Consider the following 22,820-nt stretch of genomic DNA (forward strand, 5'->3'; position numbering starts at 1 on the left):
CCAAAAGCATGGCTTCGATGAGCGAGAGACCCAGCGAGGTCCAGCGGGCGGTATGCAGGTAGACGCGCCTGCGGGCGATCTGGTCCCAGAGCGCGGGTGGCGCCACGTCGCCGCGGCCGGTGACACCGCCGCGGTTGGTGCGCAGGTCGGCGGTGCCGATGCCCCAAACGTCGATCTGGGCGTACACCGACAACGGCTCCAACAGGTCGGCGCCGACCACGCGATTGCGGCGCAGTGGCTCGTTGATCATGGTGGCCGCCCGCAGCACGTCACCGGTGTAGCGCGGGCCGGGATCGGCGACGCCGTGGTCGATCACCCGGGTGTCAGCCCGGCCGTTGTCCCACATCAGCCGGTTGAAGTCGGTGACATGGATCAACGGGATGTCGCTCCGGTCGGCGACCACGTGCCGGCTCTGCGTGGGGCTCGGGCGAGGCGCGTTGTGCTCGACGTACACCGCCGGCAGCCCGGAGCCCGCCCGGCGACCGACCCACCGGTCGACCAGCTCCGCTTCATGTGGGCGTTGCAGCACGACGAGATCGATGTCCTCGTGCTTCAACTCCTCGAGCGGTACCTCGCGCGCGTTGGGCCAGGACCGCGCGGCGAGTCCGATGCCCCCGTCGCCGCGATCACCGGCGACCGGGACCAGATACCGGTGCCGGCCCGCGACGAACGCTTGGGTCCACGAACCGTGAACGTGCCACACCAACACGTTCTTTGCTCGCCCCGGTCGAACCATGGCGAGCGAAATACCCTACGAGTACTTCGTTAAACGGTGCTTCTCCGGCAGCAGCACTTCGTCGCGTGGCTCCCCGAGGTGGCGAACCGCGTCCGGCCTTGCCGCGCAGTCGAATTGAATGGAGGGCGGTGCACACCCCGAGGCCCGCGGTGTCCGGGAAGCGAAGCGTCAAGGACATCCGACGAAGAGCTGGCGGCGAGAAGCGGTTTGCCGGAGCAACTTTCGGACGGTCGTCTGCTCACGCGCTCTTGGGCAGCGCGGATGATTCCCCCGCGCTGTGGCCCCTGGCCACCCGCCGGATCAGCATGCGGGTGGCCTTGTCCAGGATCTCCTGGGCCGCGTCGGGGTGCCGGGCGCGTTCGGCGCGCCGCGCCGCCGACGCGATCGTCAGCCCCTGCTCGTAGCCGGTCACGACGCGCGGATCCACGTAGGAGCCGCGGGCCACCGCCGGGGTGTTGCCCAGCTCCTCGGCGACCTCCTTCATCACGGCGGACTCCACCCGTTTGGCCACCCGCCGGGAAACGGCCGGGTCCGCATCGGCGAACGCCGTCGCGGCCAACACCGTCCCGTGCCAGGTGCGCAAATCCTTCACCGTGTATTCGTTGCCGACGAGCTCCTTGAACCGGGCATTGAGGTCATCGGAGCGCACATCGAGCCAGCCGGCCGAGGTGCGGCACACCAGGAGTCGCGCGGTACGGTCGGGCCGGCGCATCAGCGCGCGCACCGCACGGACCACTTCGGGGTCCTCGATCTCCACGGTCCGTCGCACGCCACTCTTGGCCGGAAAGTCGAATTCGACCGCGCCGCGGCGGACCACCACGTGTTCGCACAGCAGGGTCGCCAGTCCATAGGACTCGTGCTCCTCGGCGTATTGCTCGCCGCCGGCGCGAAAATAGCCACGATCCAGGAGGCGCAGCGCCAACGCCAGCACCCGCTTGCGGGTCAAGCCGCTGCGCGTCAGGTCTTTCGCGATGACGGCGCGCCATTGGGGTAACCGGGTGGACAGTTCCAGGACGCGGTCGAACTTCTCCTCGGCGCGTTCCTGCTGCCAAGCGGTGTGGTACAGGTACTGCCGGCGCCCGGCGGCGTCGACGCCGACAGCCTGAATGTGGCCGTTGGGATGCGGCGATATCCACACGTTCTTCCAGGCCGGCGGAATGACCAGATCCTTGATCCGCTGCAGGATTTCGGGATCCGACACCAGGTCGCCCTCGGGCCCGTAATACGCGAAGCCCTTGCCGCGGCGCTTGCGTTTGATGCCCGGCTTGCTGAGAACGCTGCGACGCAGCCGCATGTTATGCCTCCAGTTACGTTCGCTGACTGGACAATTACCCGCCGCGGCGGCCGTTCACACGTTGCAGAGAAACGACCCGCCACGGCGTCGTGGCGGGTCGCTTCTCGGCTGGATCAGCCGGCCATGAATTGCTGGTAGGCCGACTCCAGGGTCGGCGGCAGGGCCTTGACGTTGCACTGCCGCTCGGTGTCGCCGATCGGGGCCAGGATGCCGCGCAGGTCGTAGTACTCCTGCGGGTGGGCCGTGAAGTAGCCCCGCAGGCTCGACTCGGCCTCGGGACGCGGCTGGCCGTAGGCGGCCGTGACCACCTGATTGGCGCCCGGGTGGGCCGCCAGGTACTGCTCGGCCGAGCCCTGCACGGACGAAACGGTGGCGTTCACGCCGCCGGGGCTGCAGTCGGGCGCTGCGGCCGCCGACGGGGCGCCGACGACACCCATGGCGATTCCCCCGAGCAGGCAGCCGGCACTGATGCCGGCCAGACGCCGGCGCGCGACAATACTGCTGATTTTCATGATGGGTTTGTCCTTCGAAATTGTGAATCTGTTCTTTCCAAAGAGGCTCCCGATCCTCGAAAACCAACGTAGCGGAAGAAAAGAAGTGGTCGCGTTCGCTGACGACGACCGGACGGCCGCCAACCCGCCGATCCGGCACGGAACGCGGTCGTTCACTAAGTCGGCGATCAATTTTTGCGGTAATCCTTAAGGAAAACCGTGTGGTTCTTAAGGAATCGTGATCATCTTCGTGATGAAATCGTGACCCGCAGTCGGCTCTGAACGGGTCCTCACCCGCGAATGGTTCCCCGGATCAGCTCGAGCGCGTCGGCCACCGAATCGACCAACGGCAAGCGCAGCCCGGTGACAAGCCGGGTCAGCCGGTGCAGCGCCTCACCGCCGACGACGCTGCAGTGCAGACGGGCGAGCCGACACTCGTCGTCGACGAGCAGCAGCGCGCGAAGGCCGGCGCTGCCGAGGTAGTCCACGAGGCTGACATCCAGGATCAGCGGGACCCGCAGCCGCACGAACCGGCGGGCCGCCTGTGCGACGAGGTCGGCGTTGGACGCGTCGATCTCTCCCTCGACGCGCAACACGGTGGCCACTCCATGCACCCGCACGTGCAGTCGCGCCCCGGCGCAATCGATTTCATAGCAGTCGAGCCGTTCCTCGGCTCGGAAGGGTTGAGCAGTCATCTGATCGCCCGTCCGGCTTGTGATGAGTGAGCGACCAGTTGCCCAGGGCCGCTCGATAGGGGGCAGCTGTGGACTCAACCTGAGCTGAGCCTAACCCCCGGCTTCCCTGCGCGGGTGGGAATGGCTCTTGCCACGAAAACTCTTCGTTTCATGGCTTCACCACGCCCACTCAGGCCGGGGTGAAATCCGGCCGGTGCAGGGACGCGTTCGCGTTCTCGCGGCCGTCCTTCGTACCGTCCGTGACCGCGGGCGCCTGGGTGCGCAGCCAGGTATCGAGGTCGGGGCCCAGCACGATTGCGCGATCCGGAGCCAGCAGCGCTCCGGCGGCGAGCGGGGCAGCCGCTGGCTGCACGGCGCGTACCGGGCGGCTATCACCTTGCTGGGCAAGCACTTTGGTGGTCAACTCGGGCAGCCGAATCGTGTTCGGGCCGGTGATGGTGCGCGGCGTGGGCGTCTGTCCCAGGGCCGTCTCAACGATCACGTCGGCCACGGTGTCGGCGGCGATCGGTTGAATCAGCCAGTCTTCGACGAGCACCTCGTCCCCGTCACAAGTCACCGGCCCCGCGGGGCCGGTGGCCGACTCGTACCACGTGGTCGACTTCACCACGGTGGTCGGGACCGGGCCGTCGAGCAGGATCTCCTTGGCCGCCCGCTTGGCTTCGAAGAACGGGACGCCGTCGAACACCGGGTCGTCGATGCCCGCCATCGTCGACACCACCAGGCGCTGCACCTCCCGTGCGGCGCACACACCCATGAGATTGTGCGAGGCGGTGGTGAACGCCTGCGGATCGGTGGGCTGCCCGTCGTCCGCCACTGGATTGGACACGTCGATCGCCACATCGACCCCCTTGAACGCCCGGTACAGGCCCTCCCCGCTCAGCAGGTCGATGCCATGCGCGCGGGACACCTCCACGACCGCGACGTCGCGGGCCCTGAGCCTGGCGACGACGCGGGCGCCGGCGGTGCCGGTCGCTCCGATGACGGCGATGGTGGTCAGCAGCCTCACCCGCTTTCGTTGGTCGCTGATTACTACCCGCCGAATCCCGCTTCAAACGTTCCGATTCCGCCGCGGTCCGGTCTCGTGATCGCCCGCACGTTCCCGTTTGACTGGTCGGCCGACGGGAACGCCGTAGGGACGAATTGACAGTAACCAACAGGGAGGTCGACCCATGGGGGATGACAAGAGCGGACCGCAGGAAGCCGTCAAGGGCGCCGTCGAGGGCGTGAAGGGCAAGGTCAAGGAGGCCGGCGGAACGGTGCTCGGCCGCGACGACATGGTCGAGGAGGGTCAGGCCCAACAGGACAAGGCCGACGCTCAGCGTGACGCGGGCAAGAAGGAGGCCGAAGCCGAGTCCGCGCGGGCCGGCGCCGAGGCCGCCGAACAGCGCCAGAAGGAAAACCAGTAGCTAGTTGGTGAAGGGGTCCGGTCCCGCTCGGGGCCGGGCCCCGTTTCCGTCTCGACGTCGCGGGCAGGTTTCAAACCGCCACGCCCGGTTATCCCCGGCTAGGACCGGAGGTGGCCAATGGGTTTGAGCGATCGCGTCTTGAACATCGTCGCGTTCCTGCGCGCGGGCTACCCGAACGGTGCCCCCGCCCACGGCTACACGCCGGTGCTGGCGCTGCTGCCGCGCCGGGTGACCGACGACGAGGTCGCCACCATCGCGACAAAGTTTCCGATGCCGCGTTCGGTATCCAGCGTGGACGTCGGGGTGGAAATCACCCGGGTTACCGACGCGCTGCCCTCGGTGGACGAGATCGAGCGGGTCAGGCGGCGGCTGACTGCGATGGGCTAGCCGATCATGCGTGTTGGAGGTCGACGACCAGCGGTCGATGGTCGGAAATTCCCATCGGTTCGGCGTCGACGGCACTGCCGCGCAGGCGGCGGTCGTCGGTCAGAATGTGATCCAGCTGCCGGTCCGGCGCGTGCGCGGGAAAGGTGGCGGCGCTGGCCAATGCTCGCATGCCCGACCAGCGGCGCACTGCCCTGGGGGTCATGTTGAGGTCCCCGGTCAGCAGCCGCGGGCCCGGAAAGCCGCGCAGGTCGTGCACCAGGCGGCGCAACTGGCGCCGATTCCAGCCGGGCACGAAGGACAGGTGCGTGTTGGCCACCGTCAGCCCGCCCATCGGGGTGTGCAGCTGCGCGATGACCGCCGCCCTCGGCTCCTCGTCGACGACCATCACCCGGTTCGGGCCCGGCAGGTACATGGGGAAGCGCATGGGAATGCGGGGCAGCCGCACCACCTGCCAACTGGCCACCGGGTATCGCGACAGCAGCGCGATCCCGTAGGCCGCGGTCCCCGGTTGCTCGCGACCCGTGGCGGCCATCCACGTCGCCCCGGGTGTGCCGGAGATGGCCGCCACGAACCGGTGTTCCACGGCTCCCATGGCTTCGGCCGCGACCGCGGTGAGGTCGGCGCGGTCGGACCGCGGCTGGTCGCAGTCGACCTCTTGCAGGCTGAGCACGTCGGGGTCGAGGCACCGCACGCAGTCACGCAGCCGCTGCAACTCCACCCCGTCACCGACGGTGCGGCCGTGCAGGATGTTGAAGGTCGCCACACGCATAGGGGTTCTCCTACCCACTTTCCGGCTCGTGCAGTCATGCCGGGGCGTGGTCAGCGGAAGACCACCTCGCCCACCGCGAGCAGCCGTTGCAGGACGAACGGCGGCAATATTGGCGGCGTTTCGCCGCGCCCGGGCCGCAATTGACTCCGATAGCATTGCGCGGCTTGGCGTTTGCGATTCACGGCCCAGCCGGGCGCCGGGACTCGGTGGGCACGCTCCCACGGCACCGCGGGGTCGGCCGGGGTGGCCCAGTGCCACATCCAGACCGGATATTCCAGCAGCGCGACGCCGGTGCGCGAGCAGGCCGCCGCCGCCGCGCGGCCCACGGCTTCGTAGTCGTGATGCCCGTCGCGGCGCCAGGGGGCGGCGCACCAGGCGTTGGGGCCTGCGGTTCGCAGAATGTCCACCAGCGCCGCGGTGAGGCGGTCCTGGTGCTTACCCAGCTCGCCGTCGGGCAACCCGAGCCGGACCGGGGATGCCGCCCCTAAAACGCTTGTGGCCCTGCGAAGTTCGTAACGGCGCGTCGTCGAAAGCCGAATGCGGCCGGACAGGGTCGCCCCGGGTTGGGCGGCGCCGCCGTCGCTGACCGACACCACCCGCACATCGACGCCCGACGCGACCAGTTGGGCGATCATCGCGCCCACACCGAGGGTCTCGTCGTGCGGGTGGGGCGCCACGACGATCAGGCGCCGACACCTCGTCAGGTCCAGTTCCGGCAGGGGGCCGCGCTCAAAAGCCGCCAGCCACAACGGTGCTGGGGTGCCGCCGTGGGTGAGCGGCTTGGCCGCGAACCGGGCGCTGTTGCTGGTGGGCGCGGTCATGGCGGCCTCAGCGGTTGCTGCCCGCCAGCCGCCCGAGCTCGGCGAGATCGCGCTCGGCGTGGCTTTGCCGGATGTAGATGCTCAGATCGGCGACGCGCTGGGCGTGCCGCCCGTCCTGGCACAGCGGGCCCGGGCCCAGCGCTCGGCCGGTGCGGGTGATGGCCTCGTCGACCGCGTGTTCCACCACCGTGCGGACGCGCCGGGCCAGCAGTTGGGCGGTCCCGCTCCGGTCGAAGGGGTCCGAGTCGACCTGCGCCGCGGCGGCGGCCAGGATCGCGTCGCCGGCGGCCAGCGCGGCGTCGACGGCGCCGAGGTGTGCCAACGAGTAGGCATCGGCGGATTGGCTTCCGGCGCAACGGTATAGCGGATCCGCGACCCGGCGCGCACCGCCAAGCCAACAGGCGGCCACGCCGATAGCGCCATGCCAGAACCCCGGCCGGTCCACGTAGTCGCCGGGATCCCCAACCGCTACGGCGTGAGTATTGGTGAATTGCACGGGCCTCGTGTCGCTGCCGGCCATGCCGGCGTTCCACCAGGTGCTCGGCAACGGCTTGACGCTTGCGTCCGTGACTTGCACGGCGAACAGGCCCCGTGAGCCGTCTTCGAGCCGGGCGGTCACCAGGGCGTGGGTGCAGAACCCGGCGCCCGAGCACCACACCTTGGTGCCCGTGAGCGTGAACGCCCCCTTGGTGTCGGTGGCGGTGAGCACCGCGTCCGGGGACTCGGTGGCCCAAACCGCCCACAGCTGACCGGATTCCGGGGGTTTACCGCCCAACTCGTGGAGGATGGCGACGGCATCGACGTGGGCTTCGGCAACCCTGGCCGCCACGATGTTCTCTTCGGCGAGCGACGCCAGGCGCTGCCAGCGTTCGGTGGTGCGCCCCGAGGCGGGTAATGGCAGCTCGAGCCGTCCCGACTCGAGCCAATGCCTGACCAGTCCCGCCGTCACGCGCAATCACCCGCCGCCGATCTCCTCAGGTGCCTGAGGCGGAAAGCGAACCCGTGTGGCGCCCGAGCCTGGGTTCGTGCCGACGTGAGGAGGAAGAGTTCGGTATCGCGGTGGACGCGGTGGCCGGCGACCTCGAAGCGGTCGGCCGGGGCGGCGTCCTCGCCAGGGGCTGGCGCACGAAGGCCGGCCACCAATCGCCCCCGCCCGGCACGGGCGGGGGTCACTGTGGCGGCGGCATCATCGGCGCTTAACCAAGCGGTTAACACCTCGACAGAATTTCCCAATTGGCCGCAAGTTAAACAGGCTTAGCACCCTCGGCGACCCATCCGCGCAGGTTGTAGCTCGTCGCCAGCGGGGTATGACCTAGGGACCATGGCACCCATCGAGCCCCCCGCACCCGGCGCGGCGCTGCGGGAAGCGCTACGCGGCGCTGCCTCTGCGCTCAAGGAAAACGGCCCCCGGTTCGCATTGGCCGGTAGCTATGCGCTGTGGGCCTATGGCGCGCCGGAACCCACCCACGACGTGGATTTGGTGGTGGCCGAGTCCGACGTCGACGACGCGGTGGCCACCCTGAGCGATGCCGGCTTCGCCGTGGAGCGGCCCCCGGAGGACTGGCTCTTCAAGGCGCGCACCGGCGACACGGTCGTCGACGTGCTGCACCGCGTCAACGGCGTTCGGGTGGAATCGAGCACGCTGGACTGCGCCGAGCAGCACGACGTGCTGGCGATCAGGATGCCGGTGTTGCCGCCCACAATGGTGCTCATCCAGCAACTGCGCGCCCTGCACGAGCACTACTGCGACTTCGCCAAGCTGTTGCCGGCGGTGCGCGCCGTGCGCGAGCGGCTGGACTGGGAGCGGGTCAGGGCGTGCACCGCGGACAACGACTACGCGGTCGCCTTCCTGGTGTTGGCCGATCGGCTCGGCCTCACGGCTCAGTGATTGCGTAGCTTGGCTACCAGCTTGTCCTTGGTCAGGCTCGAATACCCGGACATGCCAAGCTCTTTCGCGCGCTTCCTCAGCTGGGGGACGGTCCAGTCCTGATACGAGCCGGACTTGCCGCCCTTGCGCGCGACCGAAGACTTACCCCGCGCCGCGGCCGCGTTGGAGATCCGGGCCGCCTTCTCCTTGGAGTCGCCCTGCTTGCGCAGGTCCTTGTACAGCTTTTCATTCTTGATCGACGAATTCGGCATGATTCACCCTCCTTGTCCGCAAGTGGTCAGGGTGCCCGCGCGGGCCGGGGTGGAAACCCATCAGATGGCATGGCGCCAACGCCTATCCCTGCGGCAGCGGGTTACTTACGATTGAGGCGGGTAGTCGAGGGGCAGTGTTCACAGCAAGCAGCGAGAACAATGATCTGCGCGGCGTGGTGGCGATCGGCGCCTCGGCGGGCGGGGTGGAGGCGCTGTCGAAGGTGGCGGGGGGATTGTCGCCGGGCGTGCCCTACGCCTACCTGGTGACCCTGCACGTCCCGGCCGGCGCACCAAGCATCCTGGCCCGCATCCTGAACCGGAGCGGCCCGCTGCCCGCCGTCGCGGCCGAACACGGTGCCGAGCTCGAACCCGCGCACATCTACGTCGCCCGTCCGGATCGCCACCTGCTCGTCGACGACCACCACGTGGTGCTGTCCCAGGGGCCGACCGAGAACGGGCACCGGCCCGCGATCAACGCGCTGTTCCGCTCGGTCGCGCTGGCCTACGGGCCGCGGGCGATCGGCGTCCTGCTCTCGGGCGTGCTCGACGACGGGGTGCTGGGGCTGGCCGCGATCCGCGCGCGGGGCGGCACCACGATCGGCCAGGCGCCCGAGGACGCGCTGTTCCCCGCGATGCCGATGAACGCGCGTGAGGCCGGCGTGCTGGATCGCCAGGCCCCGGCCGCCGAAATCGGCGCTCTCCTCAAAGAACTGTCGCACCGCGAGCTAGAGGATCCGGAGATGGAACGCGACGCCGCAATGGAACTGGAGAATCGCATCGCCATGGCGTCGCGATTCTCGACGGATTTCGACACCGAGGAGTTGGGCACGCCGTCGGGCTACATCTGCCCGGACTGCAACGGCTCGCTGGTGGCCATCAGCGAGGGCAACTACCGCTGCCAGGTGGGCCATGCCTGGACGGCCGATGCCCTGCTCAGCGCTCGGGACGTCGAGGTCGAGGGTGCGCTCTGGGTCGCCGTCCGAAGCCTGCAGGAGAAGGCGCGGTTGGCGCGTGAACTGGCGGACAAAGCGGGCCTTGGCCCGCTCGAGCGGCGCTACACCGAGCTGGCCGACGAAACCGAACGGGCGCTGCAAGTGCTCAGCGACCGGTTGGCGGACAACGCCCCGCACGGCGGTGAACCCGGTGGCTGACCAACGGTCGGTGGTCCGCATCGACACCGAAGCGCAACGGGACGTGCCGATCCTGGCGGTGGACGGGGTGCTCGACAGCTTCACCTATCGAAGCCTCCGCGACACCGTGATCAAGGCGGCCCTCGACGAGCCACGCGCGGTGATCGTCGACGTGGACCGGCTTGCCGTGCCGGCGTCCTCCGCGTGGACGGTTTTCACCAGCGCTCGCTGGCACGTCGGCATCTGGCCGGACATCCCGATACTGCTCGTGTGCGCGAAGCCCGAGGCGAGGCGGGCCATCGTCGCGGGCGGTGTGGCCCGCTATGTGCCGGTCTACGCCAGCCGCGAGGCGGCACTGGAAGCCGCGCTCAGCCGGTCGTTGGAAATGCGGCGTCGGGCGCGAGCGGAGCTGCCGCACACGCGAGGCAGCCTCGGCCTGGCCCGCGCGGTCGTCACCGATTGGCTGACCGAATGGGACTGCCGCGAGGTCATCCCCGTCGCCTCCACGGTCGCCACCGTCTTCGTCGAGAACGTCCTCGACCACACCGAGAGCGCACCGGTGCTGCTGATCGAAAGTTACCGGGACGCCGTGACTGTCGCGGTCGAGGACGGCAGTGACCGCCTGCCCTCCCGCCACGAGGATGCCGATCGGGGCGCCGAGATCGTCTCCGGTCTGGCCATCGTCTCCGCACTGTGCCGGATGTGGGGCAGCACCCCGACCTCGACGGGCAAGACGGTGTGGGCATTGGTCGGTCGCGAGAATGAATTCTGACCGTCGCGAGTAGTGTTCAAGTCCTTCGACCACGCTTGATGGGACCTGGATGGACGGCACGACCGACGAGGCCTTCGAGGCGCTGTTGCGCTACATGCGCGATTCCCGCGGCTTCGACTTCACCGGCTACAAGCGCACATCGCTGATGCGGCGCGTCCGTCATCGAATGGACCAGGCGGGTTTCACTTCTTTCGAGGAATACCTCGACTTCTTGCAGGCCAGTTCCGACGAATTCGCCGCGCTCTTCAACACCATCCTGATCAACGTCACCGCTTTCTTCCGCGACCCGGAGGCGTGGGAATACGTCGGCTCCGAAGTCATCCCCCGGATGCTGGCCGAGCGGGGTCCCGGCGATCCGATCCGGGTGTGGAGCGCGGGATGTGCCTCCGGGGAGGAGGCCTACACGCTGGCCATGCTGCTGGCCGAGAACCTGGGTCCCGAGGCGTTCCGGCAACGGGTCAAGATCTACGCCACCGACATCGACGAGGACGCGCTGTCCGAGGCGCGCGCGGCTTCCTATGACGCCAAGGCCGTCGAATCGGTGCCCGCCGACCTCTTGACGCGCTATTTCGAGCAAGTCAACGGCCGCTACGTCTTTCAGAAGGATCTGCGCCGCGCGGTGATCTTCGGCCGCAACGACTTGGTCAAGGATGCGCCGATCTCCCGCGTCGACCTGCTCGTGTGCCGCAACACGCTGATGTACCTCAACGCCGAGACACAACGAAACGTGGTGGGGCGCCTGCATTTCGCCCTTGCCCCGCAGGGAACGCTGTTCCTCGGGCACGCCGAGATGCTGCTCAGCCACGGGGATCGGTTCACCCCGCTGAACCTGAAGCACCGAATCTTCCGTAAGGCGGTCGGAAGCCACACCGGCGTCGAGCGCTACGACCCCGCCGGCGCATTCTACGAACGCAACGTGGACCTGACGGGGTTGAGCACGGTGCGCGACTTGGCTTTTCGCGCCAGCCCGGTGGCACAGATAGTGATCACCGGCGAGGACACGGTCGCGATGATCAACCAGCAGGCCGAGACCCTGTTCGGGCTCTCGGCCCGCGACATCGGCCGGCTGCTACGCGACCTGGAGGTGTCCTACCGCCCGGTGGAGCTGCGCGCCTACCTGGAGCAGGCCAAGGTGGAGCGCCGGTCGGCGCGCATCCAGGACGTCAAATGGCAACGGCCGGGCGCCGATACGGTGTGGTTCGAAATCCACATCAACCCGCTCGTCGACGCCGAAAACGGCCTGCTCGGTGTGTCGATCGTGTTCTTCGACGTCAGCGCGACGCGCGCCCTCCTGGACAAGGTGGTCCAGACCAACCGTCAGTTGGAAGCGGCGTACGAGGAGTTGCAGTCCACCAACGAGGAACTCGAGACCACCAACGAGGAACTTCAGTCCACCGTGGAGGAACTCGAGACCACCAACGAGGAATTGCAGTCCACCAACGAAGAACTCGAAACGATGAACGAGGAGCTGCAGTCCACCAACGACGAACTGCACACCATCAACGACATGTTGCGGGAACGCAGCCTCGAGTTGGACGACGCGAAGAACTTCCTGGATTCGCTCATCGATTCCGTCCGCATGGGAATGGTCGTCGTGGACCGCGAAATGACGGTGATCCTGTGGAACCGCGGCTGCGAGGAGCTTTGGGGGCTGCGGTCCGACGAGGCGACCGGCACCAGGCTGACGAGCTTGGACATCGGGCTGCCGCTGGAAGGCGTGCGGCCGCTGATCGGCAATGCGTTCGTGGATGCCGACAGCTTCGGTGAGACCGAAGTGGACGCGATCAACCGGCGCGGCCGGCCGACGCGGGTCCGCGTCACGTGCACGTCGTTTCGTTCCGGCGAGGGGACGGTCGGCGGAGCGCTACTGCTCATGGAGGTGGTGAACTAGCCAGCCTCACCGTCCCCACTGCGCGGCCGCTTCCTCGGCCGCTTGGTGGGCCAACTGCGCCCGGCGCCGCGACTCCGCGGCCCGGCGTCGCGCCGTCGCCACGGTTTGGGCGGTGGCGCCGGATCCCGCCGACAGGTCTTTACGCCTGCGGCTGAGTTCGGCCGCGCGCAGCCCGGCGAGTTCGGCGCGGCCCGTCGGGTTGTTGACGATGTCGTCCTGTACCGGGATTGGGTCCGGATCGGGTTCTTCCACCCCCGGGTCCAACCGAACGCGGGTGTGGGGCGGCAGCGGCGCGCCCGCGACGATGCCGACCAGCACCCGGCCAATCTCCTGGATGGGCAACACCAGGTCGGCACCGGCGCGCGCCGCGGCCAACGGCATCGACGAGTACCGGGCGGTTTCGGGGCTCTCGGCGACGACGATGGCTCCCGCTCGCTTCATCGCCGCGGTGCCGCCGGCCCCGTCGTGACCGGAGCCCGACAACACCGCCGCCACGCTACGCGGCCCGTACGACCTGGCGACCGATCGGAGCAGCACGTCGAAGCGCCGTATCCCACGGACCTTCGCGAGGTGGCAGCGGCCGTCGGGGGCCAGTTCCATGTCCATGCCCGGCGGACAGACCACGGTCTGCCCGGGGACGAGGACCTGCCCGTCGTGCGCCCACCCGACCCCGCGTTCGGTCTGGCGGCAAAGGATCGCCGGCAACACGCTGTCGTGGTCGCCGAGGTGTTGCTGCACGACGATGGCGGCGGGGAGATCGGTAGGCAGATCACTCAAAACCGTCGACAGCGCGTGCAATCCACCCGCCGACGCCAGCAGGATTACCAGCTCGACTGGGGGGCGATGTGCGTCGCTCGCCACGCATTCAGTTTCGCAAATCCCCGGCCCGCGAGCGGGCCTGCTATCCGGAATGCGAAACGAGCGCGCGGTGTGCGAAGCCACCGGGCGCGCCGCAGTTTCGTGGATAACGCTCCGGGTACGCCACGGTAATGACGACGCAAGGGGGTCGGCAGTGAGGATCGCGATCGTCAGCGGTGACGACATCGTCGGTGACGACCCGCAGCAACTCGCCGCCGCGCTCGCGTCCCGGGGCCATGCGGTCACCGCGTTCGTCCGGCGCAAGGGCCGTTCGCCGGTGAACACCACCGGCGCCCACCGCGCCTTATCGGTGCCGGTTGGCCCCCGCGAGGCGAAGTCGCCATCGGACGTGCTGCCATATATCGGGGACTGGGCGGGGGCGCTCGCCCGCGAATGGGCAACCGACGCGCCCGACGTCGTGCACGCCTATGGCTGGCTCGGCGGTTTGGCCGCCCAACTGGCCGCCCGGCGCCACGACGTGCCGACCGTCCAGAGTTTCCTGGGCCTGGCCGCCACCGATTCGCCCGGCGGAGCACCCCACGCCGCCGCCGAACGGCTTCGCGTCGAACCGCTGCTGACGCGTAGCGCGATGTGGGTGACCGGCGAGAGCTCCGACGATGTCGACGCGTTGAGCCGATTGCGCCGCAGCCGCGCCAGGGTGTCGGTGTTGACCAGCGGCGTCGACGTCGAGCGATACACTTCGGATGGTCCGGCACTGTCCCGCACCCACCCGCATCGTGTTCTTTGCCTGGCGCCAAACCCTCTGCCGCACAACGGGTTTGACATCGTCATCAACGCCTTGCCAAGGGTTCCCGGCGCCGAGTTGGTGATTGCCGAAACCGATGCCACGAATCTGGATTACGACGGGGCACGCGTTCGGCTGCAACGCCTGGCCGCCGGGCTGAGGGTGGCGGACCGCGTCCGGTTCGCCGGAACCGTTGCCGGTGATGAGCTGCCGATGCTGCTGCGGTCCGCCGACGTGGTCGCGTGCACGCCCCGACAGCCACCGCGGGCGGCGGCGGCGCTACGGGCGATGGCCAGCGGCGTGGTGGTGGTGGCCTTCGGCATCGGCGTACTCAAGGACGCCGTGGTGGACAGCGTCACCGGGCTGGTGTTGTCGCCGCAAGCCCCTGGCGGACTGTCCGCTACCTTGAGAAGCCTCCTCGCGCAGGACTTTCAATGCCAGAGCATGGGCGCGGCGGGTCGCAGTCGCGCACTGTCCCGCTATGCCTGGGACCGCATCGCCCTGGACGCGCTCAACACTTATCAGCAGGTGGGAGCCCCGTCTTGGCCGCCGGAACGCTTGCGGTCGGCTGGCATGCGGTGCTGAAATTGATGACATCGTGCGAGGCCCTTCGGGTACGCCAACTATGACCACCGTGACGAGCGCAACCGAACACACCGGCTCCGGGCTGGTCGTTGAGGCGGCCGGCCCGCCGGCCGATGCGGGCCGAGTCGAGTTCGCCCCCGCCCAACCGCCCCCCTCGGGGGATCCGCTGCGGCGCGCTCGGGGATCGGCCATGGCGCGCCGGTACGACCAGTTCCGCACCATCGATGCCCAGGCCGCGCGGCAATTCTTTGCCAAGGCGTACCAGCCGGGCTGGCGCATCGCCGGCCTGACGGGTCGCTCGGCCGTCTCCCATCGGCGCTGTGAAGCGGGTTCGTTGACCGTCGACGACGTGAGCATCCAAGGACGCGTCGCGCTCGAGATCCCGGGGTCGGACACCGTCGCCGTCATCCAGCCCCGCGCGGGATCGATTAGCGTTGCCGGCGGGCCGCCCGCCACGGTCGACTTTCCCATCCTGGTCGCGCACGACATGCCGTGCCTGTTGCAGTGCAACGGGGCGCGGTTCGACGTGGTCAGCATCGGTGCGGACGTGCTGCAGAAGTTCGCCGCGGAGTGGCGGGCGCCGCTATCCCAGCAGATCCACTTCCTGGACTGGCGCCCACGCTCGCGCTCGGCTGTGCGGGCGTGGCATCGGGCGCTGGACTACGTGGCGTTGACGTTGGCCGCCCCGGAGACCGCCCAGCAGCCATTGATCGTGGCGGGGCTGGCTCCGCTGCTGGCCGGCGCGCTGCTGGGGTGCTACCCGTCCAACCTCACCGAGCAGGACCTGGCCAACGAGCCCGCGCTGCCCGAGACGCTCAAGGACGCCATATCGTTCATCCACCGGCACGCCGACTCGGAAGTGGGCATCAACGACGTTGCGGGTGCGGTGCATCTCACCCCCAGGGCGGTGCAGTACCTGTTCCGGCGCCAATTGGGCACCACGCCAACGGAATACATTCGCAGCGTTCGCCTCAGTCGCGCGCACCAGGAGCTGATCGCCGGGGCCCCGTCCAACACCACCGTCACCGAAATCGCCCAGCGGTGGGGCTTCGCGCACACCGGCCGGTTCGCGGTGCTCTATCGGCAGACGTACGGCCAGAGCCCGCACACCACCCTCCGGGACATGACGCCGCCGTCGTAGCGGCGACACGCCGCTGAGCCGCAGTTCAAAACGGACACGCCAGACTTATTTTGCGCACGCAGAATTGTATTGAAATCGCCTGGTTGAGCGCCGATTCCCGGTCCGGGGTCCGACCGTGCGAGGCGGCCTTAGCTCACATGTGTCGGCCGCAGCCGGTAGGCTCTAGTCAGGTTGAGTCCCCAGCTGCCGTTATCAACGGGCGCCATTCGGACACCGACGTCGCTCGCCCTGCACTCTCAAGCCTGAAGGGCGCACATCCCCATGACTGCTTTACCCGATCTCACTCCTGCTCGACATAGCACCGCGCTGCTCGGAGAACCGCGCAGCCGCTACGAAATCGATTGCGCCGCAGCGCAAATCCATGTCCACGCCCGCAGCACAGCCACCATTTTGCGCATCGTCGGTGAGGTGGACGCGTCCAACACCGGCCTGGTCACCGAGGCCATCCGCGGCTTCTCGCGGCTCAAGGCGCCGCTGATCCTCGACCTGACCGGCCTGGATTTCCTTGCCGGTTCGGGCCTTCGGGCGCTGCTGGTCCTCAACGAGGAGCACCGGAAAGCCCAGCTGCGGTGCTGGGTGGTCGGCGGCGCGGCGCTGCGCCGGCTGATGCGGGTGCTGCCCGATCACGGCCTGCCCATCGCCGAATCCGTCGAGGCGGCCCTTGCCCACATCGACGGCGCCACGACGGCGCGTCGCCGGTTGGTTTCGGGGCCGGCTCGCCAGCACGAACCGCAGCGCGACGCGTCCACGCGACTTCGCGGGCTGGCGTCCTAACGACCCAGGCGGCGCATCAACTGTTCGGCGGCGTAGCGGCCACTGGCGTAGGCGCCGTGCACCGTGGCCGGGTTGTTGACGCCGACCGCTTCGCCCGCCAGATACAGCCGGTCGCCGACGGGTTCGGTCAGCCTGCGCCGGTCGTCGAGACCGGATCCGGGGGCGTGAAATGAGTAGGCGCCGCGCGCGTACGGGTCGGAGCTCCAGTTCGATGTCTTGACGTCGAGTGGCGAGACGTCCCCGAACAGGCGGCGCGCGACGGGCAGCGCGGCTTCGGTCAGATCGCGGGGCGGGGAAGACTCCACGGTCCGGGCGCGGTCACCGGCGTTGAACGCCAACACGATTGGGCCGACCGCCGAGGGCATGGTGAACCACTGGGCCCAGTCGCCGCCGTCGGCGGCGAGGTATAGATAGAAGGCGTTGTCCGCCGACCAGCCGCGCCGGTTGAAGCGGAAGAAGCTCTTGGACAGCGCCCCGAAGCCCAGGGCGGCGATCGCCCGGTTGTGGCGATCGGGGAGCGGCGGATCGAAGGCGATGGCACCGGCTTTCAGCACGCCCAGGGGCACCGTGACGATCGCGGCGGGCCCCTGAAACGACCGATCCTTGGTCCGGACGACGACGGCGTCGTCGTGTTGCGCGATCGCGGTCACCGGCGTGTTCAGTTCGATCTGCAGCCCGTTGGCAAGAAGCCTCGGCAGGGCGTCGTAGCCGTTCGTGACGGCGTCCTGGTCTCCGCCGCTGTAGTCACCCTCGTCAAACGTTATGGCGGACAATTGATCCGCGTCGGCGGCGAATTCGTCCTCGACCTCGGTCGTGAGGTAGAAGGCCAACTGGGCGCGCTCGGCGGCGGACAGGCCTTCGTCGGCGGCGGCGGCGTTGACGGCGGCGCCCAGGCTGCCGCCGTCGACCAGGTAGCGCGCCCGCTCGACGAACGCGCGCCACGGCGTCGGATCGTAGTCCAGCGGTGAGAGCTTGGGATCGATCACGAGCTTGGCCCAGCCGTAGTAGTCGGTCGTGACCAGCTCGGCCCGCGCTTGCCGGGCCAGATCCATCAGGGGGTTTTGCGACGTGCCGTGAATCCACGACGCGCCCATCTCCAGCGGGACGCCCCAGCCGCGGTCGGTGTGGACGCGCCCGCCCACGCGATCGCGGGCCTCGATGACCCGCACCGGCCAGCCCGCGTCGGTGAGGCTGCGGGCGGCGGACAGCCCGGCCATCCCGGCGCCGACGACCAGCACCGAGCGGGTGTCCGGCGGCGGCGGGTGCGCCGCCGGCGGGCGCTCGGGCGCACAGGCGGCCATCAGCCCGCCGCCGACCATGGCTGCGGTGATGAATTCCCGACGGGACATCGGGTACACGGGTGTTAGCGTCTCATGAGAACGTTTGCCGGAATTACCGAATCCGAACGGACCTTAGGGATAAACTTGCGACAGACCTTAACTGCGGCGACGGGGCCACGTTCGAGGGGGGAGCGGCGATGAGTGCTCGACGATCGGCCCGCGCAGCCGACCCCTACCCCGACGAGTTGCCGCCCAGCCAGACGGTTGCCGTGCGGGCCACCGACGGCACCCGCCTGCACGCGGAGGTGTTCGGGCCGCCCGACGGCTACCCGATCGTCCTGACGCACGGCATCACCTGCGCCATCCGGGCCTGGGCATACCAGATCGCGGACCTGGCCAACGATTACCGCGTGATCGCCTTCGACCACCGCGGCCACGGCCGCAGTGGCATGCCTCGGCGCAACGGGTACAGCCTGAAACACCTTGCGTCCGACCTCAATTCGGTCATGGACGCGACGCTGGCGCCGCACGAGCGCGCCGTGCTGGCCGGCCATTCGATGGGCGGCATCACCATCGCCGCGTGGTCGGCGCGGTACCGGCACATGGTGCGCCGGCGCGCGGACGCCGTCGCGCTGATCAACACCACGACCGGTGATCTGGTCCGCAAGGTGCAGCTGCTGTCCGTGCCGCACGGGCTCTCGCCGGCCCGGGTGGTCGCGGCCCGCGCGCTGATCAACGCGTTCGGCGGGTTCCCGATCCCCACCGCCGCCCGCATCCCCAGTCGTCACCTGGTCGCGTTGCTCGCGGTGGGCCGGGACGCCGACCCGAGCGTCGCCAAAATCGTGCACCGGTTCTTCGAAGAGACCTCGCCGGCCGGGCGCGCCGGCTGCGCCAGGATGCTGGTCGCCGCGCTGGGGTCGCGCTACCTCGAGCTGGACGGCCTGACGGTGCCGACCCTGGTCATCGGCAGCGAACGCGACCGGCTCACCCCGATCAGCCAGGCCCGCAGGATCGCGAGCACCGCGCCCAACGTCATCGGCCTGGTCGAACTGCCCGGCGGGCACTGCTCGATGCTGGAACACCCGCGCGAGGTGAACCGCCACCTGCGCGCGCTCGCCGAATCGGTCACCCGGGACGTGCGGATCAGCTCATAGCAAGGCGGTGATTTCGGCGGCCGCGCGCTGACCCGACCGCACGGCGCCGTCGAGAAACCCGGTCCACTCGTCCGCGGTCTCCGTGCCGGCCCAATGGATGGGGCCGACCGGCTCGCGCAGCCACGGCCCGAAACGCGTCCACGATCCGGGCGGCACCGCCGCCGTGGGACCGCCGGGCGCGAATTGTTCTGCGCCCCAACGATGATCGACATAGTCCAGCGGTTTGAGCGCGTCGTCGCCGAACAGCGTCGCAAAGCAGCGCAACGTTTCCTCGCGGCGCTGTTCGGGGGAGAGCGAGTCGAAGGCGCGCGCATCGACGAAGCCCATCAGGATGCCCGGGCCGTCGGCGTGCGGACTGACGTCGAAGGTGATGAAGACCGGCCCGGTGTCGGACAGGGCCTGGCCCGAGAACCCGTTGGAGCGCCAGAACGGCGTGGAATACGCCGCATAGGCCTTGCTGAGCCGGCCCTGCGGCCAATGCTGGGTGAGCTGGTGGTACTCGGCCGGCAGCGGGGGAGAGAACTCGATCGACGCCCGGTGCGCGGGCGGCACGGCGACCACGACGAATCCGGCCTCGGCCTGGCCGACGTCGGTGGTGACGGTCACCCCGGCGCCGTGCCGGTCGATGCGGCGGACCGGCGCGCCCAGCACGACCCGGGTGCCGAGCTCGGCGGCCGCGGCCTCGGCGATCTGCTGGGTGCCGCCCGGAAAACGGTCCTGCTGGGCGCCGTTCTCGACGTCGAGCAGCCGGTCCAGGCCGCCGGCGGCGTGCGTGTAGCGGGCCGCGTGCAGCATCGACACGTCGTCGGGCTCGCACCCCCAGGTCACCCGGGACACGATCGCCAGCAGGTCGCGCGACGAGGCGGTGGCCCGCACCGAGCGCAGCCAGTCGCCGAGCGAGACGTCGTCGAGCTCGCGGGCCCGGCGCGCGTCCCATGGGGCCTGAAGCGGGACGCCGCGGGCGATCCGGTCGAATTGCCAACGCAGACGGCCGATGTCGAGCAGGCCCGTCAGCGAAAGCTTGGGGATGGTGCCGCGGTAGGAATGCGTCCAGCCGCGCCAGTGGATCACGTTCTTGCCGTCGTGATGGGTCGGGATGGTCGGGACGTCCAGCTCGGCCGCCAGCGCCAGAACGGCGTCCTGGGTCGGGCCGACGAAAGTGCCCCCCAGATCGGCAGGCAACCCCGCCACGCTCCCGGTGAACGACCGGCCGCCCACGCGGTCGCGGCCCTCGAACACCACCACGTCGTGGCCCTGGCGGGCCAGTTCGCGCGCCGCGGCAAGCCCCGCGAAGCCGGCGCCGACCACGACGACGTCGACAATCCAGGGGGGGTTTGGCACGCGCACCAGTCAACCGCACTTCTGGCGATTTCGTGTGGCGAATGCCTACACCCGCGAACGTCGATTCGTTGCGCGAGATGGCCCGAAAATCTCGGTACGAGTCGACGTTCGCGGGCTGCCTAGGGGGCGACCGTCAGCCAGTCGGCGAATCCGGACGGATCGTGGCGGCCCAGCGCGCCGTGCTCGTAGAGGCCCCAGCCCTCCACCGGATCGCGGTCGCCGTCGCGGCACAGCGCGCGGCCGACGTGGTCGATCACGCCGAAGCCCGAGCGCGCGACGATCGCCGGATCGGTCATGTCGTAGGTCAGGCGCTCGACGAACTTTTCGCCCTTCCACATGCCGTGCAGCCAGTCCGAGTCGCCGCCGTAGCCGCCGCCGACGTGGATGGGCACCGGCAGCTTGGACTCCACATCGAAGTGCACCGGCGTCCCGTCGGGGGCCGTCGCGTCGATGGTCGCGCCGGTGGGGATGCGGGTGCCCGAGCGGTAGTGGATCGCCACCCGCGGCCAGCCCAGCTGTTCGACGCGGCCGTCGCGCCACACCCGGGTGCAGTCGTTGAGCGAACGGAAGCCGTCGGGTGCCTCCTGGATGATCAGCACGATCGCGAACTCGTCGAACGCCATCGGCACGTAGAGCCACCACATGCCCTCGAACGGCGGGTCGGCGGGCCGGCCCGCCGGCTCGGGCTCGCCGATCGGCCGGATGCCCCAGGACCGGTCGCGGCTGCCCAGCCAGGTCGCGGGGTCGACGGCGATCTCCTCGCCGTCGATGGCGATGCGGCCGCTCCAGGAACCCAGCTGGGCGAACCGCTGCGCGTCCAGCGTCACCCGATTGCCCGACCGCATCAGATGCGGCTGTTCCTGCACGACGTCGAACAGGCCCTCCCAGGTGAGATCGGCTGCGATGCCCTCGGTTTCGTCGAGGACCAACCGCAGTTTGTGCAGCGGCTCGACCACCTCGATCCGGTAGCCGTTGACGTTCTGGTTCAGCCGGTCTTGGTCGATGGCGTCGGACAGGTGCACCGCCGTCTGCGTGTCCCCGCGCCGGACGAGGAAGAACGCGTCCTTGACGCCGAGGTTGGGGTAGTAGCCGATGCCGCTGATCACGAAGATGTTTCCGGTGCGGTCGTGCGCGTTGAAGTAGGAGCGGTCGTAGAAGTTGCGGTCCGAGGAACCCGGCCACGCGATGGGCTGCGGGATCTGATGTACCGGGAATTCGTCGAGCGGTCCGAGCATTAGTGGTCCTCTCCGATCAGGCCTTCGCCGATCAAACGTCGCATCAACCCGGCGTGGTAGAACAGCGACTCGACATCCTCGGGCTTCTCGGTTTCGCCGAAGTGCACCCGCCGGGCGCCGGTGCGCATGAACACGCAGGCCCACATGACGCCCGAGTAGACGTAGAACCAGCGCAGGTCACCGACCTGCACACCGGTCAGCCGCTGATAGGTCGCGCGGACGTCGTCCTCGCGCATCACCTCCGGCAGGCCGGGCAACCCCGCCAGCCCGGTCAGTTCCTGGAACACCATGTGGGCGTAGATCATCCACGCCACGTCGAGCTCGCGCGGCCCGAGCGTGACCATCTCCCAGTCCAGCACCGCCACCGGGGAGAAGTCGCGGTAGAGCACGTTGCCCACCCGGGCATCGCCCCAGAGCAGCACGGGCTCGCGCGCGTCCGGTTCGGCGGGCCAGTTGTCCTCCAACCAGGTGAAGGTCCGCTCCAGCAGCGGCGAGCGGCCGATGTCGGGCACGGCGAAGTCGTACCAGGACCGCACCCAGTTGAAGTGCCGGCGCAGGGCGGTGTCGCCGTCTTGCCCGTCGGACAGGAAGCCAAACGTCTTCTCGGCGTTAGGGATTGAATGCAACTTGGCGAGCACCCCGACAGTGGCGTCCTGCAGTTCGCGCTGGCGTTCGGCCGGGGCGTCGGCGAACCAGTTGTTGCCGAACGTGTACGGCATGACATCCGGGGGCACCACGCCGTCGACGTAGTCCATCACGAAGAAGGGCGTGCCCAGCACCTCTCCGGTGGGCTCCAGCCAGCGCACCGGCGGGACGGGCACATCGGTGAGTTCGCCGACTTTGCGGATGACCTCGAATTGGTGGTCGAGCCGATAGGTGGGGAAGACCTGGACGTCTTCGGCGGCGGGCGCCACCCTGGTCACGAGTTTCTGTTCGGTGCGCTTGCCGTTCTGCTGCCAGCGCGCGGTCAAGATGATGGTCTCCGACGACATGCCGGTCGAGTCGACGCCGCTCTCGACGGTCACCTCCGGCGCGGCGCCCGCGGGGAGCACGGTGGACAGCCATTTCGACATCACGGCGGGTAGCGTCGTGACGTCTCGGCTGGAGCGCTGAAGTCGGTCGACCTTGTCGAGCACGGGTTCGTTGGCCACGGGTGCCTCCATTCTTTGAGACTTG

The 22,820-nt window shown here is 69.0% G+C and carries 25 protein-coding genes; 11 read left to right on the plus strand and 14 right to left on the minus strand.

The window, feature by feature from the left end:
* From A5702_RS17880 to A5702_RS17900, 5 genes are all read right to left on the minus strand, one after another.
* Positions 1-736 (minus strand): glycosyl transferase (locus tag A5702_RS17880; RefSeq protein WP_068222421.1); only part of this gene is annotated, 736 nt, incomplete at its 3' end.
* A gap of 238 nt (positions 737-974) precedes the next feature.
* Positions 975-2,030, minus strand: coding sequence for a DNA topoisomerase IB (locus tag A5702_RS17885; protein ID WP_068222335.1), 1,056 nt, complete (start codon positions 2,028-2,030; stop codon positions 975-977).
* Between the two features lie 113 nt (positions 2,031-2,143).
* Positions 2,144-2,542 (minus strand): heme-binding protein, encoded by a 399-nt coding sequence (locus A5702_RS17890; protein WP_068222337.1) that lies wholly within the window; start codon positions 2,540-2,542, stop codon positions 2,144-2,146.
* A gap of 269 nt (positions 2,543-2,811) precedes the next feature.
* Positions 2,812-3,216: an STAS domain-containing protein gene (locus tag A5702_RS17895; protein ID WP_055403847.1), complete on the minus strand. Its 405-nt coding sequence runs from the start codon at positions 3,214-3,216 to the stop codon at positions 2,812-2,814.
* 169 nt (positions 3,217-3,385) lie between these two features.
* The gene (locus tag A5702_RS17900) at positions 3,386-4,222 is read right to left on the minus strand and encodes an SDR family oxidoreductase (protein WP_068222340.1); all 837 of its coding nucleotides are present in this window, start codon (positions 4,220-4,222) and stop codon (positions 3,386-3,388) included.
* A gap of 163 nt (positions 4,223-4,385) precedes the next feature.
* On the opposite strand from A5702_RS17900, the gene A5702_RS17905 reads away from it, so the two are divergent.
* The gene (locus A5702_RS17905; RefSeq protein WP_067818442.1) at positions 4,386-4,622 is read left to right on the plus strand and encodes a general stress protein CsbD; all 237 of its coding nucleotides are present in this window, start codon (positions 4,386-4,388) and stop codon (positions 4,620-4,622) included.
* 117 nt (positions 4,623-4,739) lie between these two features.
* Positions 4,740-5,009, plus strand: coding sequence for a DUF3349 domain-containing protein (locus tag A5702_RS17910; protein WP_067818445.1), 270 nt, complete (start codon positions 4,740-4,742; stop codon positions 5,007-5,009).
* Positions 5,010-5,013: 4 nt separating this feature from the next.
* Here A5702_RS17910 and A5702_RS17915 read toward each other — a convergent pair whose 3' ends face one another.
* From A5702_RS17915 to A5702_RS17925, 3 genes are read right to left on the minus strand one after another with little or no spacing between them, the layout of a single operon-like run.
* A complete protein-coding gene (locus A5702_RS17915; RefSeq protein WP_067818448.1) occupies positions 5,014-5,778 on the minus strand; it encodes an endonuclease/exonuclease/phosphatase family protein in 765 nt (254 codons plus the stop codon).
* Between the two features lie 50 nt (positions 5,779-5,828).
* Positions 5,829-6,599 carry a PIG-L deacetylase family protein gene (locus tag A5702_RS17920; RefSeq protein WP_055403852.1) on the minus strand — a complete coding sequence of 257 codons (771 nt, stop codon included), beginning with the start codon at positions 6,597-6,599 and terminating at the stop codon, positions 5,829-5,831.
* Between the two features lie 7 nt (positions 6,600-6,606).
* On the minus strand, positions 6,607-7,548 hold the full coding sequence (locus A5702_RS17925) for an acyl-CoA dehydrogenase (protein ID WP_055403853.1): 942 nt from the start codon (positions 7,546-7,548) through the stop codon (positions 6,607-6,609).
* 29 nt (positions 7,549-7,577) lie between these two features.
* On the opposite strand from A5702_RS17925, the gene A5702_RS26435 reads away from it, so the two are divergent.
* Together A5702_RS26435 and A5702_RS17930 are read left to right on the plus strand one after the other, a co-directional pair.
* Positions 7,578-7,799 carry a hypothetical protein gene (locus A5702_RS26435; protein WP_156669668.1) on the plus strand — a complete coding sequence of 74 codons (222 nt, stop codon included), beginning with the start codon at positions 7,578-7,580 and terminating at the stop codon, positions 7,797-7,799.
* Between the two features lie 121 nt (positions 7,800-7,920).
* Complete coding sequence (locus A5702_RS17930) at positions 7,921-8,487, plus strand: nucleotidyltransferase (protein ID WP_068222344.1); 567 nt, start codon at positions 7,921-7,923, stop codon at positions 8,485-8,487.
* On the opposite strand, the gene A5702_RS17935 is transcribed toward A5702_RS17930, so the two are convergent.
* On the minus strand, positions 8,481-8,738 hold the full coding sequence (locus A5702_RS17935; protein ID WP_055403855.1) for a hypothetical protein: 258 nt from the start codon (positions 8,736-8,738) through the stop codon (positions 8,481-8,483). The two genes, A5702_RS17930 and A5702_RS17935, sit on opposite strands and share 7 nt — an antisense overlap.
* Before the next feature lie 134 nt (positions 8,739-8,872).
* Here A5702_RS17935 and A5702_RS17940 point away from each other — a divergent pair, with 134 nt between their 5' ends.
* The 3 genes from A5702_RS17940 to A5702_RS17950 are packed head-to-tail and all read left to right on the plus strand — an operon-like array spanning position 8,873 to position 12,531.
* Complete coding sequence (locus A5702_RS17940; protein WP_068222347.1) at positions 8,873-9,889, plus strand: chemotaxis protein CheB; 1,017 nt, start codon at positions 8,873-8,875, stop codon at positions 9,887-9,889.
* Positions 9,882-10,640 carry an STAS domain-containing protein gene (locus A5702_RS17945; RefSeq protein ID WP_068222424.1) on the plus strand — a complete coding sequence of 253 codons (759 nt, stop codon included), beginning with the start codon at positions 9,882-9,884 and terminating at the stop codon, positions 10,638-10,640. The genes A5702_RS17940 and A5702_RS17945 overlap by 8 nt, the downstream gene beginning before the upstream one ends.
* Positions 10,641-10,689: 49 nt before the next feature.
* Positions 10,690-12,531 carry a CheR family methyltransferase gene (locus A5702_RS17950; protein WP_067818456.1) on the plus strand — a complete coding sequence of 614 codons (1,842 nt, stop codon included), beginning with the start codon at positions 10,690-10,692 and terminating at the stop codon, positions 12,529-12,531.
* A 6-nt stretch (positions 12,532-12,537) separates the two neighbouring features.
* Here A5702_RS17950 and A5702_RS17955 read toward each other — a convergent pair whose 3' ends face one another.
* Positions 12,538-13,392, minus strand: coding sequence for a chemotaxis protein CheB (locus A5702_RS17955; RefSeq protein WP_231965084.1), 855 nt, complete (start codon positions 13,390-13,392; stop codon positions 12,538-12,540).
* A 151-nt stretch (positions 13,393-13,543) separates the two neighbouring features.
* Here A5702_RS17955 and A5702_RS17960 point away from each other — a divergent pair, with 151 nt between their 5' ends.
* The 3 genes from A5702_RS17960 to A5702_RS17970 all read left to right on the plus strand — a co-directional run bounded on the left by A5702_RS17960 (position 13,544) and on the right by A5702_RS17970 (position 16,634).
* Positions 13,544-14,719 carry a glycosyltransferase gene (locus tag A5702_RS17960; protein ID WP_068222350.1) on the plus strand — a complete coding sequence of 392 codons (1,176 nt, stop codon included), beginning with the start codon at positions 13,544-13,546 and terminating at the stop codon, positions 14,717-14,719.
* 40 nt (positions 14,720-14,759) lie between these two features.
* Positions 14,760-15,860: a helix-turn-helix transcriptional regulator gene (locus A5702_RS17965; protein ID WP_068222353.1), complete on the plus strand. Its 1,101-nt coding sequence runs from the start codon at positions 14,760-14,762 to the stop codon at positions 15,858-15,860.
* Between the two features lie 261 nt (positions 15,861-16,121).
* Complete coding sequence (locus A5702_RS17970) at positions 16,122-16,634, plus strand: STAS domain-containing protein (RefSeq protein WP_082956112.1); 513 nt, start codon at positions 16,122-16,124, stop codon at positions 16,632-16,634.
* Here the strand turns inward: A5702_RS17970 and A5702_RS17975 are convergent.
* Positions 16,631-17,992 (minus strand): flavin monoamine oxidase family protein, encoded by a 1,362-nt coding sequence (locus A5702_RS17975; RefSeq protein ID WP_369817934.1) that lies wholly within the window; start codon positions 17,990-17,992, stop codon positions 16,631-16,633. The genes A5702_RS17970 and A5702_RS17975 overlap by 4 nt on opposite strands.
* Before the next feature lie 119 nt (positions 17,993-18,111).
* On the opposite strand from A5702_RS17975, the gene A5702_RS17980 reads away from it, so the two are divergent.
* The gene (locus tag A5702_RS17980; RefSeq protein WP_068222356.1) at positions 18,112-19,068 is read left to right on the plus strand and encodes an alpha/beta fold hydrolase; all 957 of its coding nucleotides are present in this window, start codon (positions 18,112-18,114) and stop codon (positions 19,066-19,068) included.
* On the opposite strand, the gene A5702_RS17985 is transcribed toward A5702_RS17980, so the two are convergent.
* The 3 genes from A5702_RS17985 to A5702_RS17995 form a co-directional block, all read right to left on the minus strand.
* The gene (locus A5702_RS17985; RefSeq protein WP_067818568.1) at positions 19,063-20,409 is read right to left on the minus strand and encodes a flavin monoamine oxidase family protein; all 1,347 of its coding nucleotides are present in this window, start codon (positions 20,407-20,409) and stop codon (positions 19,063-19,065) included. The two genes, A5702_RS17980 and A5702_RS17985, sit on opposite strands and share 6 nt — an antisense overlap.
* Positions 20,410-20,528: 119 nt before the next feature.
* The gene (locus tag A5702_RS17990; RefSeq protein WP_068222359.1) at positions 20,529-21,644 is read right to left on the minus strand and encodes a hypothetical protein; all 1,116 of its coding nucleotides are present in this window, start codon (positions 21,642-21,644) and stop codon (positions 20,529-20,531) included.
* Positions 21,644-22,795 (minus strand): phosphotransferase family protein, encoded by a 1,152-nt coding sequence (locus tag A5702_RS17995; RefSeq protein WP_068222435.1) that lies wholly within the window; start codon positions 22,793-22,795, stop codon positions 21,644-21,646. The genes A5702_RS17990 and A5702_RS17995 overlap by 1 nt, the downstream gene beginning before the upstream one ends.
* Positions 22,796-22,820: the final 25 nt, after the last annotated feature.

This window comes from Mycobacterium sp. E3339, assembly GCF_001666915.1.
GTDB lineage: Bacteria > Actinomycetota > Actinomycetes > Mycobacteriales > Mycobacteriaceae > Mycobacterium.